At 72.4% G+C, this 12617-nt stretch carries 11 protein-coding genes; 7 read left to right on the top strand and 4 right to left on the bottom strand.

Annotation, left to right across the window (positions count from 1 at the left end; all coding sequences use genetic code 11):
- The first annotated feature begins 19 nt into the window (after positions 1-19).
- The 7 genes from ACIPKM_RS02760 to ACIPKM_RS02730 all read left to right on the top strand — a co-directional run bounded on the left by ACIPKM_RS02760 (position 20) and on the right by ACIPKM_RS02730 (position 7684).
- Positions 20-967 (top strand): alpha/beta fold hydrolase, encoded by a 948-nt coding sequence (locus ACIPKM_RS02760; protein WP_071296226.1) that lies wholly within the window; start codon positions 20-22, stop codon positions 965-967.
- Between the two features lie 57 nt (positions 968-1024).
- Complete coding sequence (locus ACIPKM_RS02755) at positions 1025-2560, top strand: ABC transporter substrate-binding protein (RefSeq protein ID WP_071296225.1); 1536 nt, start codon at positions 1025-1027, stop codon at positions 2558-2560.
- A gap of 37 nt (positions 2561-2597) precedes the next feature.
- Positions 2598-3551, top strand: a complete 954-nt coding sequence (locus ACIPKM_RS02750) for an ABC transporter permease (protein WP_071296224.1) — start codon at positions 2598-2600, stop codon at positions 3549-3551.
- The gene (locus ACIPKM_RS02745; protein WP_071296223.1) at positions 3548-4447 is read left to right on the top strand and encodes an ABC transporter permease; all 900 of its coding nucleotides are present in this window, start codon (positions 3548-3550) and stop codon (positions 4445-4447) included. Before ACIPKM_RS02750 ends, ACIPKM_RS02745 begins: the two co-directional genes overlap by 4 nt.
- Complete coding sequence (locus ACIPKM_RS02740) at positions 4444-5262, top strand: ABC transporter ATP-binding protein (RefSeq protein WP_071296222.1); 819 nt, start codon at positions 4444-4446, stop codon at positions 5260-5262. Before ACIPKM_RS02745 ends, ACIPKM_RS02740 begins: the two co-directional genes overlap by 4 nt.
- The gene (locus ACIPKM_RS02735; protein ID WP_071296221.1) at positions 5259-6041 is read left to right on the top strand and encodes an ABC transporter ATP-binding protein; all 783 of its coding nucleotides are present in this window, start codon (positions 5259-5261) and stop codon (positions 6039-6041) included. The genes ACIPKM_RS02740 and ACIPKM_RS02735 overlap by 4 nt, the downstream gene beginning before the upstream one ends.
- 107 nt (positions 6042-6148) lie before the next feature.
- A complete protein-coding gene (locus tag ACIPKM_RS02730; protein ID WP_083294954.1) occupies positions 6149-7684 on the top strand; it encodes a hypothetical protein in 1536 nt (511 codons plus the stop codon).
- Between the two features lie 52 nt (positions 7685-7736).
- Here ACIPKM_RS02730 and ACIPKM_RS02725 read toward each other — a convergent pair whose 3' ends face one another.
- The 4 genes from ACIPKM_RS02725 to ACIPKM_RS02710 all read right to left on the bottom strand — a co-directional run bounded on the left by ACIPKM_RS02725 (position 7737) and on the right by ACIPKM_RS02710 (position 12554).
- Positions 7737-8405, bottom strand: coding sequence for a ThuA domain-containing protein (locus ACIPKM_RS02725; protein WP_071296220.1), 669 nt, complete (start codon positions 8403-8405; stop codon positions 7737-7739).
- Positions 8402-10270, bottom strand: coding sequence for a heparinase II/III family protein (locus ACIPKM_RS02720; protein WP_071296219.1), 1869 nt, complete (start codon positions 10268-10270; stop codon positions 8402-8404). The genes ACIPKM_RS02725 and ACIPKM_RS02720 overlap by 4 nt, the downstream gene beginning before the upstream one ends.
- Before the next feature lie 14 nt (positions 10271-10284).
- Positions 10285-11268: a hydroxyacid dehydrogenase gene (locus ACIPKM_RS02715; protein WP_070419077.1), complete on the bottom strand. Its 984-nt coding sequence runs from the start codon at positions 11266-11268 to the stop codon at positions 10285-10287.
- A gap of 176 nt (positions 11269-11444) precedes the next feature.
- Complete coding sequence (locus ACIPKM_RS02710; RefSeq protein WP_071296349.1) at positions 11445-12554, bottom strand: substrate-binding domain-containing protein; 1110 nt, start codon at positions 12552-12554, stop codon at positions 11445-11447.
- Between the last annotated feature and the right edge of the window lie 63 nt (positions 12555-12617).

Genomic DNA, 12617 nt, shown 5'->3' with positions numbered 1-12617 from the left:
CGGTGCGAGGATCGTCCCCGTGCCCGATGCCGACGACGAATTCGCAGACCTGGCCGACCTCGCCCACGCGAGCGGCGTGACGGCGCCGATGCGCGCCTCCAGGCAGGTGGTCCGCACCACCGACGGACAGGAGCTCGCCGCGATCCGCTGGGACACGGCGGACGGCCAGGAGGCGCGGATCACCTACCTGCACGGGCTCGGCATCGACGCCCACAGCTTCGACCAGACCGCGCTCGCCGTCGGCGAGCCGGCGGTCGCCGTGGACCTGCCCGGCCACGGCCGGTCCGGGTGGCGCGACGACGCGGACTACGGGGCCGGCGCGACGGCACCGAGCGTGCTCGCGGCCCTCGACGCGCTCGGGGTCCGGCCGGGGATCGTCGTGGGGCACTCCCTCGGCGCGATCCTCGCCGCCCGGCTCGCAGCGACCGCGCCGGAACGCGTCACCGGACTCGTGCTCGTCGACATGTCACCGGACTTCGCCCAGCGGGCCGTCGACCGGATCGCCCGCGCGCTCGAGGCCGAGGAGCCGTTCACGTCGCTCGAACAGGTCGTCGACCGCGCCGTGGAGGCCCGCGTCGGCGACGACCGCGCGGTGCTCCTGCGCGAGGCCCGGCACACCACACGGCTCGGGGCCGACGGGCGGCTCGTGCGACGCCACCACTTCCCGCACCTCCCCGCCGGACGCACCTCGTCGGTGGGGCGGTTCGCGGACGCGTGGCCGGACCTCGAGGCCCTCGACGTCCCGATCCTGCTCGTCCGCGGCGACCGCGGCTACGTGTCACCGAAGCTGCACGCGCAGTTCGCCGAGCGCCTGCCCGACGCCGAGATCGTCACGGTCGAGGCCCGGCACGCGGTGCAGAACCAGGCGCCCCTCGAACTGGCCACGGCGATCCGGGCATGGGCGGAACGTAACGGTTTGTTGCACCGGATCGAAGAACCGTCGCCGGAGCACCCCGGCCGCCGCTAACCTCGTGCAAGCGCGCGCGACGACCGTCGCCACCGCGCCGGAAGGAACCCACCACCCATGAGTCCGCTCCCCGCCCGCAGCACCTCCCGCCTCGGCCGCGCGGCCCTCGCCGCCACCGCGGTGGCCGTCGCCTCGGCCCTCGTGCTGACCGGCTGCTCCGGATCCTCGAACGAGGACGGCGGCACCGACGCCACCGTCCGCGTCGGTCTCGTCCTCGAACCGACGAGCCTCGACATCCGCACGCAGTCCGGTGCCGCACTCGACCAGGTGCTCATCGACAACGTCTACCAGGGGCTCGTCGGCCGTACGGCGGACGGTGACGTCCGCGACGTGCTGGCGTCGAAGCACGCGGTGTCGGACGACGGCCTGACGTACACGTTCACGCTGCGCGACGGCACCACGTTCCAGGACGGCAAGGACGTCACCGCGGCCGACGTCGTCTGGTCGCTGCAGCAGGTCAAGTCGAACGATTCGTACGTCGACTCCGCGCAGCTCGCGAACGTGACGTCGATCACCTCGCCGTCCTCCGGTGTGGTGGAGCTCAAGCTCGCCAAGCCCGACTCCGACCTGCTCTGGAACCTCACGGGGCGCGCAGGTCTGGTACTCGAGAAGGCCGCGAAGAACGACCTGTCGGACACCGCCAACGGCACAGGCCCGTACGAGGTGTCGAGCTGGAAGCAGGGCGATTCGCTCACCTTCGAGCGGAACGCCGACTACTGGGGCACGAAGGCGAAGGTCGCCAAGGTCGTCTTCCGCTACATCACGCAGCCGTCCACCGCGGTGAACGCCATGGCGAACGGCGACCTCGACGTGCAGACCGCCGTCGACGGCACGCTCAAGAGCCAGCTGCAGAACAGCTCGGACATCTCGCTGCACACCGGCAAGACGACCGACAAGTACACGCTCGCGTTCAACGACCAGAAGGCGCCGTTCACCGACAAGCGGGTGCGCCAGGCGATCCGGCAGGCGATCGACGCCAAGGCGATCATCAAGGCGATCGGCGGCACCGGCGTCGAGCAGGGCGGCCCGATCCCCGAGCTCGACCCCGGCTACCAGGACCTCACCGACATCGACGCGTACGACCCCGCGAACGCGAAGAAGCTCCTCGCCGAGGCCGGTCACCCGAAGCTCGACCTCACGCTGACCTACGCGAACATCTACTCAGCGACGATCGGCGACGTGCTGAAGTCGCAGCTCGCCGACGTCGGCATCACCCTGACGGTCAAGCGTGTCGACTTCGCCACCTGGCTGTCGCAGGTGTTCGAGGCGCCGAAGAGCGGCACGCGCGACTTCGACCTGTCGATGGTGAACCACGTCGAGGCGCGCGACTTCGGCAACTGGGCGAACCCGGAGTACTACTTCGGCTACGACAACGCCGAGGTGCAGTCGCTCTACGCCGACTCGGTCGCCGCGACGGACGAAGTCGCCAAGGTCGCCGACCTGCAGAAGGCGGCGCGGATCGTCAGCGAGGACGCTGCCGGCGAGTGGCTCTACACGGCCACGTCGATCACGGCGGTACGGAAGGGCGTCACGGGCTTCCCGTACGACGGCACGAACTCGCGCCTCGACCTGTCGAAGCTCGCCGTCAAGTGAGGCGGGCACGGACCACGGCTCCCGTAGCATCGGTGTCGTGACCCGGTTCCTCATCGGGCGGGTACTCCTGCTCGTCGTCGGCCTGCTCGTGGCCAGCGTGATCATCTTCGCGACGCTCCGGGTGCTGCCCGGCGACGTGGCGCAGATCGTCGCGGGCACCCAGGCGTCGCCGGCGCAGGTGGCCGAACTGCGCCAACAGCTCGGGCTCGACCGACCGGTCGTCGTGCAGTACCTCGACTGGATCGGCGGGCTGTTCCGCGGCGACCTCGGGCGGTCCCTCGTCACCGACGGACGGGTCGCACCCGAGATCGCCCAGAAGCTCAGCGTCACGCTGCCGCTCGCGGCCATGTCGCTCGTCGCCGCGCTCGTCATCGGGGTGCCGCTCGGCGTGCTCGCGGCGGTGCTGCGGCGTCGCCCGGGCGGGGCCGTCATCGCCTTCGTGGCGCAGGCGGTCGCGGCGATCCCGATCGTCTGGGCGGGCATGCTCCTCGTGGCGCTGTTCGCCGTCACGCTGCACTGGCTGCCGACGCAGGGCTTCCCGCTCGACGGGTGGGACGAACCCGGTCGGGCGTTCGCCGCGCTCGTGCTGCCCGCGCTGACGATCGGCGCCGTCGAGGGTGCGGTGATCCTGCGCTTCACCCGCTCGGCGACGCTCGGGGTGCTCGACGCCGACCACGTCCGCACGGCGGCGGCGATCGGGCTCACCCGGACGCAGGCGCTCGTCAAGCACGGGCTCCCGTCGGTGGCGCTGACCGTGCTGGCCGTGCTCGGCGTGCAGATCGCCGGGCTCCTGGTCGGGGCCGTCGTCGTGGAACAGCTCTTCTCGCTCCCCGGCGTCGGACGCATGCTCGTCACCGACGTCGGGCGCCGCGACATCACGAAGGTGCAGTCCGAGCTGCTCGTGCTCACCGGACTCGTGCTGCTCGTGGGCTTCGCGGTCGACGTCGTGCACCGCACGCTGGACCCCCGACAGCGCGAGGTGTCCGAGTGATCCGCCGTCTCCTCGCCCGGCCGACCGGGGTCTTCGCCGTGGTCGTCCTCGGCCTGCTCGTCGTCCTCGCCGTGGTGTCGCTCGTGTGGACGCCGCAGGACCCCTTCCGCGCCGACCCCTTCCACCAGTGGGAGCCGCCGAGCCCAGCGCACTGGTTCGGCACCGACGCCTCCGGCCGGGACATCGCGAGCTACCTGCTCGCCGGTACCCGCACGACCGTGCTCGTCGCGGTGGGCTCCGGCGTCATCGCGAGCGTCGTCGGCATGGTCCTCACCGCGATCGGCTCGCTCACCGCGCGCTGGGTCCGCGAGGGCACGGCCGTCCTGCTCGACATCCTCGTGGCGTTCCCGACCCTCCTCACCGCGATGCTGCTCACCGCGATCGCCGGCGGGTCGCTCGGCGTCGTGATCGTCAGCGTCGGCCTGTCCTTCGGCGTCACGATCGCCCGGGTGGCCCGCGGGGAGATCCGCCGCATCGCCCGCAGCGACTACGTCACCGCCGCGCGGGCGTCGGGGGTGGGCGGTGCCGGGGTGCTGTTCCGCCACCTCGTGCCGAACGCGGCGCCGCTGTTCACCGTGCAGCTCTCGCTCGCGATGGCCACCGCAGTCCTCGCCGAGGCCGGGCTCTCGTACCTCGGGTACGGCGCCGGCTCGAACACGGCCTCGTGGGGCAGCATGCTCGCCGACCTGCAGACGTACATCGGCGTGCACCCGTGGAGTGCCACCTGGCCCGGCGCGGCCATCGCCCTGGTCGTCGCGGCGCTGTCGCTGCTCGGCGACGCCGTCCGCGACGCGACGGACCCGCGCCTGACCACGAACGACCGCGCGGCCGGTGGCGGACCCGCGCCCCGCACGCCGGACGACCCGGCCACGACGAGCACGGGGGTGACCGCATGAGCGACGCGACCACTCCGGGTACCGCAGCCTCCGGGCTCGAGGTGCGTGGGTTGACGGTCCGCATCGACCGTCGGACGATCCTCGACGACGTGACGTTCACCGTGCCTCCTGGCCGCCGCGTCGGCGTGATCGGCGCGTCCGGGTCTGGCAAGTCGATGACCTCGCTGGCCCTGATGGGACTCGAGCCGACCGGCGCGACCGTCACCGGCAGCGTCCGGTTGGACGGCACCGAGCTCGTCGGCCTGCCCGACCGCGAGCGCGCCCGCCACCGCGGCGCCGGCATCGGGATGGTCTTCCAGGAACCCGGCACCGCGCTCGACCCGCTCCGCCGGGTCGGCGCGCAGATCGCCGAACCGCTGCGGCTGCACCGCGGACTCGACCGGCGTGCCGCAGCGGCTGCCGCGCTCGACCTCGCCGTCAGCGTGGGCCTGCCGGACCCCGAGTCGATGCTGCGGCAGTACCCGCACCAGCTCTCGGGTGGGCAGCGCCAGCGGATCTGCATCGCGATGGCGATGGCCGGTCAGCCGTCCTACCTCGTGGCCGACGAACCCACCACGGCACTCGACGTCACGACCGAGGCCCGGATCCTCGAGCTGTTCGAGGGCCTCACCGCGGGCATGGTCTTCGTCACGCACGACCTCGCGGTGCTCGCCCGGATCGCGGACACGGCCGTCGTGCTCGACGCCGGCCGGGTCGTCGAACACGGGTCGGTCGCAGGACTCCTCGCGGCACCGCAGCACCCCGCGACGGCCGCCCTCGTCGACGCCGCCCGCGCCACCGCCCGGCGTGCCCCTCGGACCGGAGGCTCCGCATGACCGACGTCCTGCACGCCCGCGACCTGCACCGCACCTACCGACTCCCCCGCCGCGGCCCGTTCGAACCCGGGCCCGTCCGGACCGCGGTGGACGGCGTCGACCTGACGGTCGCGTCCGGCGCACGCCTGGGGATCGTCGGCGAGTCCGGATCGGGCAAGTCGACGCTGGTGCGGCTGCTCGCCGGCCTGGAGGCGCCTTCCGCAGGCACCGTGACCGCCTCCGGTCGTCCGGTGGTGGCGTCCGGGTCCGCGGCCGCGATGCGCTGGTTCCGTCGCGAGACCGGGGTGGTCTTCCAGGACCCGTACGCCTCGCTCGACCCGCGGATGCGCGTGGGCGCGATCGTCGCGGAACCGCTGCGGGCGCTCCGGATCGACGGTTCGCACGACGCGCTCGTCCGGGACGTCCTCGCGCGCGTCGACCTCCCCGCCGACGTCGTCGACCGGTACCCGCACGAGTTCTCCGGCGGCCAACGGCAGCGCATCGCGATCGCTCGGGCCGTCGTGCACTCGCCGCGGATCCTGTTCGGGGACGAGCCGATGAGCGCCCTCGACGTGGTGGTCCGGGCCCGCGTGATCGAGCTGTTCCGGTCGCTCGCGGACGACCTCGGGCTGACGCTGGTGCTGGTGTCGCACGACATCGGCGTGGTGCAGCGGCTGTGCGACACGGTGGCGGTGATGTCCGCGGGGCGGATCGTCGAGCACGGGTCGGTGTCCCTGCTCGATGCGCCCGAGCACCCGGTGACCCGGACCCTGGTGGAGGCTGCGCCGACGCTGCCGTAGCGCCGGCGATGTGCGACTCCTGTTCGACTGGGCGGGATTCCTTGCCCACTGTGCGGGACCCTCGGGAGCATCGACGTGCATCGATCGCTTCTCGAAGGGGAGAACGCATGAGCACGTCGAACGACATCACCAGACGGACGGCACTCGGTCTCGGCATCGTCGCCACCGCATCGGCCGCGAGCGGGGTCCTCGGACCAGGGCACGGCCGACCACACCTCGCCGCCACGGTCACGAAGGAGTTCGCGGCCGACACGACGACGCTGCTGAAGAACCCGCTCAACGGCTGGGCGCTGTACGGCTCGTCCACCCCGGCGGCGGACTACTGGACGCAGTACGACGACGTCCCGCTGCCCGACGGCACCACGATCACCGTGTCCGACCACGCCTCGGTGCTGTACATGCGGGTGTCGTGGACGATCCTCGAACCGTCAGAGGGCGTCTACGGATGGGACACGAACGCTGCCTTCGCGGGCATCCTCGCCGAGGCCCGCCGTCGGGGACTCCGGCTGGCGTTCCGCGTGGTGGTCGACAGCCGCGACAAGGCGTCGAACTTCACGCCCGACTGGGTGCGGGCCGCGGGTGCCTCCGGGTACGAGACGCAGACCGGCAGCAAGACGGTCTGGTCGCCCTACCCGGACGACCCGGTGTTCCAGGCGAAGTACGCGGCGTTCGTCGCCGCCTTCGCCGCGCAGTACGACGACCCGGAGACGACGGACTTCATCGACGGGTACGGCCTCGGCAAGTGGGGCGAGGGACACTCGATGCTCTACCGGGACGCCGCGAACCGCGAGCCCGTGTTCGACTGGATCATCGACCTGTACCAGCGGCACTTCACCACGGTGCCGCTGGCGCTGAACTACCACCGGATGATCGGCGGCGGGAAGGACTGGGGTGCGCCGGACCCCGAGAGCGAACGGATGCTCGACGGCGCGTACGAGAAGGGGTACGTCCTCCGCCACGACGCCTTCGGGATGACCACCTACTACTCCGACTGGGAGAGGTCGATGGCCGCGAAGTGGCGGTACCGGCGCCCGATCATCATGGAGGGCGGGTGGGTCACCGCCCAGCACGACGTCACGCAGGACCCCCGCGGCTACGAGACGGTCGCCGACGTGCGGCAGGGCGAGTTCGACGACTCCGTCGAGGCCCACGTCAACATGATGGACTTCCGGAACGGCGAGACACTCTCGTGGTTCGCCGCCGAGACCGCCCCGCTCACGCAGCGTTTCGACGCCGAGGGCGGGTACCGGCTCTACCCGTCGAAGGTCGTCGCCCCGGACGCGCTCCGTGCCGGCGGTACCGCTGCGATCACCCACGAGTGGACGAACCTCGGGTGGGGCTTCCTGCCGACGAACCTCCCGGTCTGGAAGCACAAGTACAAGGCCGCGCTCGCGCTGCTCGGGGCGGACGGAACGCCCGTCCGGGTCGTCGTGGACGCGGCGTCCGAGCCCTCGGACTGGCTGCGGGGCACGCCCACCGCGTACTCGTACACGCCGTCGGTCGCCGGCGTCGCCCGCGGCTCCTACCGCTGGGGCGTCGCGATCGTGGACACGACCCGGTCGGACACCCCGGCGATCGCGCTCGCGGCGCAGGGGACGACGACGAACGGCTGGCTCGTCGTCGGGGACGTCACGGTCTCCTGAGCCGTCGTGACCGTTCCGGTTCGCGATCCCCCGCGATCGCGAACCGGAACGGTCACGAGCCGGACTCGGTCAGGAATCCCAGCGCCTGTGCGACCAGCCGGCGGTGATCCGGCGAGGCGAACGACGCCCCGGCGTGACCGAGGCCGTCGTAGACCGTGACGCCGCCGCCCGGACGCTCGTGCACCCAGACCAGCGGGTGTCGGACACCGTCGTGCTCGTGGTCGACCAGGACCCGGACCGCCCCCGAGACGCGCTGGTGGGAGTACCGCTCGTCGTCGAGCGAGAAGTCGCCGATGCCCGCCGTGACCGGGTGCTGGTCGTCGACCACGTGCACGGTGCACGGTCCGGACGGCGGGTGCATCGTCGTGCCGCGCACCCACACGCCACCGAGGGCCCGTTCCCAGTCGTCGTCTCCGGCGAAGGACGTCGACGACACGTGCACGACGAGCATCGGCACGCGGCTCGCGAGCAGCCGACGGAACCCCGGGTCCGCTGCGGGCAACGGCACCGGCAGGCCGTCCCGCGGCAGGCCGAGGTCCACGACCACGAGCGACGGCAGCGGGCCGACCCCGAAGGACTCGAGCGTCCGGTCGACGTCCGACGACGATGACAGCCCGATCCCCACCTGGGCCGCGATCGCCGTCAGCGCCGCGGTCGTCTCGTCGAAGGGGTGCCAGGGGTCCGTCCACCGTCCGACCCCGCCGAGCAGCACCGCACTCACGCGGTGGCCCTCGTGATGCGGACGGTGTGCGACCCCGCGCGGGCGGGCTCGCGTTCGACGAGCAGGACCCGGTGCAGCGCCGCGCCCCAGGCCGCCCGCAGCTTCTCGTCGTCGAGCTCGCGTCGCTCCGTGCGCACCTCGAAGCGCGCGCCGTCGACCGCCACGTGTGCCGGCCCGACGTCCAGACCGCCGGGGGTCACCACCGGTTCGTGGAGCGTCAACAGCACGAGCGTCATGACACCCGGTTCCGCGAACGCCCACTCGTCCTGCAGCTCGACGACCTCGGCGGCCCGGTCGAGCGAGGCGATCCGCACCGCTCGCACCAGCCCGGACGACGCGGGGTACGCCGCGGTCAGGTCCGTGGACAGCGTCGCTCGGTCGCCGTCGTCGGCGAACTCGGTGCCCGTGGCCCGGAACGACTCCCCCACGTGCTGCTCGACCCCGTTCGGCCACGGCACGCTGTGCCAGCTCGACCGCATGGTCCAGATGCCGTACCGGTGCTCGGGCATGAACGTCTCACGGCGGTACACCCCGACACCGGCGTCCACGACGACGGGTTCGCCATCGAGCGAGACGATGACGGACCCCGCGTCGTTGTGGTTGTGGCTGACGGCGTTGTGGCCGCCCTTCGCCGACAGGAAGAAGGCGTCGGAGCGGGCAACGGCCACCTCGGTGCCGGGCAGGTACAGCGACGTGGGCATGCCCGGCGCTGCGGGTCCGGCGTCCTGCCACCCCGGTGCCCGGAGCTCGGCGAGGGTGCGGCGGAAGAGCGCTGCGAGCTGCCCGTCGAACCGCAACGCGTGCCGGCGCCCCATCCACCGGGCGTGCTGCACGACCTCGTCGTCCCCGACGCGTGCACCGAACCGGGCCAACAGGTGCCAGTTCGCGTTCTCGGGCAGCACCGGCGACCCGTCGGAGTGGTTGACCTGGCGGTGGGCGTCGATCTGCATGCCCATCGGGAACCGTGCCGTGGCGGCCACCGGTTCCACCACGAAGCCGTCGAAGGCCCCGTCGGTGAGCTGCTCGACGAGGTCGAGGGCCTCGAACAGCGTCGCACCGGCCCACCACCAGTAGGTCGCGCCCTCGTCGCAGCTGCCGTCGGCGTCGTACCCGGCCCGGAACCGGTCGAGGATGACGAGCGCGCGGTCGATCGTCGCTCCGAGTCGCTCGGCGTCGGGCTCCACCACGGCAGCACAGACGAGCACGTTCGACACGATCCACGGCGCCCAGTTGTTGGGCGGCCCGTCGACCCCGTGCCAGAAGTACTCCTCGCGTTCCCACGGGTCCAGGACGCGGCGGCGGACCTCGTGGTGCACGTGGGCGCGGATGCCCGGCGCGTCGCGTTCGAGCCGCTCACCGGCGATCGCGTCGATCGCCGCCAGCATGCCGCCGACGTACGCGTCCGACAGGTCGAGCACGTCCCGGCCCGGCACCGGCAGGAACGGCCGCTCGCCGCTCTCCGGCAGCGCGTAGTGCGACGGCAGGCACCACGCGCGCAGTTCGCAGATCCGCCAGACCTGGTCGGCGAGGACCGTCGCCCACTCGTCCTCGTCGGTCACCGCGAGCGCGAGCGCGGCCGAAGCGGCCGACTCGAGCAGGTTCCGCTGCGCGCGCTCGTACGGCTGCCGGTCGCCGTCCCGGCTGTAGCGCGCCCAGAGCGAGAGGGTCGGGAAGGCGACCGCGGCGGCGTCGCGACGGTCCCTCGCCAGCGCGAGCAGCGCCTCCTGGTCCGCCGTCGCCACGTCGGCCCACGCGGCGCGGTCGGTGACGGGAGGCGCGGGTCGCCACGTCCTCGGTCGGAGCGCCCGGCGGGCGGTCGCGGTGAAGCGGTCGGTGAGGGTCTGGGCGTCGACGGTGACGGTCATGGGGGTTCCAGCGGTCAGGCCTGGACGGCGAAGCCGTCGGGGACGATGGGGTCGGTGAAGGCGCCGGTCGCGGCGAAGGCGATGGTCTCGCGCACCGCGTTCTCGGCGAGCCGGCGAAGCTCGTTGCCGAGTGAGCCCGCGATGTGGGGCGTGATGAAGGTGTTCGGCGTCGAGCGGAGGCGCGCGTCCGGCGGCAGGAGCTCGGGTTCGGTGACGTCGAGCACGGCGGCGAGGTCACCGCGGTCCAGTCGGTCGGCGAGGGCGTCCTGGTCGAGGATCGCGCCACGGGCGGTGTTCACGACGGTGGTCCCCGGCCGGAGCAGGCCGATGACGTGCCGGTCGATCATGCCCCGGGTGGACGGCAGCAATGGCGCGTGCAGCGTGACGATGTCGCTCGTGACGGCGAGCGTGTCGAGGTCGACCACGGTGACACCGAGCAGCGTGGCCTCGTCGTCGTCGAGGTACGGGTCGCTGACGAGCACTCGGACGTCGTGTGCCCGGAGACGCTCGATCACCGCACGGCCGACGCGGGAGGCACCGACCACGCCGACGGTGATGCCGTGCATACCGACGACCGGCCAGGACCCCTCGACATCGACGGGCCCGGTGGCGGACCCGAGGGCGGCGGCGGTCGCGAAGGCGCGCTTGGCGGCGAGGACGATCATCGCGACCGTGAACTCGGCGACCGGCACGGCGTTCGCAGCGGCGCTCGAGGTCACCGCGATGCCCCGGGACCAGACGTCGTCGTCCACCACGGGTTTCACCGACCCGGCGGAGTGCGCCACGGCGCGCAGCCGCGGCATCCGGTCGAGGCGGCCCGCGTCGAGCTCCGGACTCCCCCACCCGGTCACGAGGACCTCGACCTCGGTGAGGAGCACGGCGTCACGCGGGTCGTCCGGGTCGAGCGGGCGGTCGGCGATGAGCCGGACCGCCTCGGAGGCGTGGAGTGCGGCGAGGTCCCCGTGGTCGAACACCCGCGCGAAGGTCGTCTCCGGCATCACGAACGCGACGGGTACGCGGCCTGTTCCGGGCGGGGGCACGGGTTCGGACACCCGCGGTGCGGCGCGGTGCGTGCGGGGGTGTGACGTCATCGTCGGCGGCTCCTCGTAGGCGGTCGGCGATCACCATGCCAGCGCCGCGCGGTGTTCGATGTCAAGAACAGCCGCGCAAACGATCACGAAGCGAACACCGGCGCGACCGAGGACCCGCGCACGCTCAGCGTCGGCGTCAGGGTCATGTGCCGTCGGGCGAACCCGGTCTGCGCCGTGGCCGAGATCCGCTCGAAGCACATCGTCGCCGCGAACCGGCCGACGTCGTTCTTCGGTGGCGCCACCGCGGTGAGCGGGACCCCGGCGAGCGCGGCGACCTCGTCGTCGTAGGCCACCACGGAGAGGTCGCCCGGGATCGTCAGGCCCATCTCGGTGACGGTCTCGACGAACTCCACGGCGTAGTGGTCCGAGTGCACGAACACCGCGGTGGTGCCCGTGTCGATGCAGCGTCGGATGAACGCCCGTGTGGCCTCGCCGACCGCGTGCGTCTCGTCGATCACCTCGACGGGTGCGTCGGTGCCGAGGCCGAGCTGGCGGACGCTGCGCTCGTAGCCGGTACGGAGCTGCGGGGTCGTCGGGGTCTCGAACACGGCCATGCCGATCTTCCGGTGCCCGAGCGAGGCGAGGTGGCGGAGGGCGATCCCGGCCCCGGCCTCGTGGTCGCTCCGGACGGACTCGAGCTGCGTGCCGACGGGTGCCTCGGTGAGGGAGCGCTCGACGACGACCACGGGCATCGGTGCCCGGTCGAGGAGCTCGAGGGTGTCGACGGCGTCCGCGACGGTGGTCGTCACGAGGAGCCCGTCGACCCCGGCGGCGATGAGCCGTTCGACCTGCTGTCGTTCGCGGTCCGGGTCGTAGCGGGACACCCCGAGGACGACCCGTCCGCCGAGGGCCTCGGTGCGCTCGGCGACGCCCGCGACGATCTTCGGGAAGTAGTAGCCCGGGTCGGGGACGACGAGTCCGAGGGTGAACAGCGCGCCGGGTTCGGTCGCGGTCCGCGTGGTCGGCTCGGGTCGCGGTGCCGGACGGTGCGGTGCGCCGGCGGTGGGCAGTGTCTCGACCGACACCGCGCCGCCGTGCACACGTCGCACGAGTCCGCGGTCGGCGAGTTCGGACAGGTCGCGGCGCACCGTCATCGCCGAGATCCCTTCGCGCGCTGCGAAGTCCGAGGCGGACAGGCTGCCGTGGACACGGAGTTCGGCCAGGATCCGTTCCTGCCGTCTGGTCGGGTGCATCGTCGCTCCCATGTTCGTTTCGTGTGCGGGTGAATACGCCCGCTTGACCGTCATCATACGGAC

The organism is Curtobacterium sp. NPDC086286, assembly GCF_044746255.1.
Taxonomy (GTDB): Bacteria; Actinomycetota; Actinomycetes; order Actinomycetales; family Microbacteriaceae; genus Curtobacterium.
Note: the sequence above shows the minus strand (reverse complement) of the source record. Positions and strands in the feature narration are given on the sequence as shown.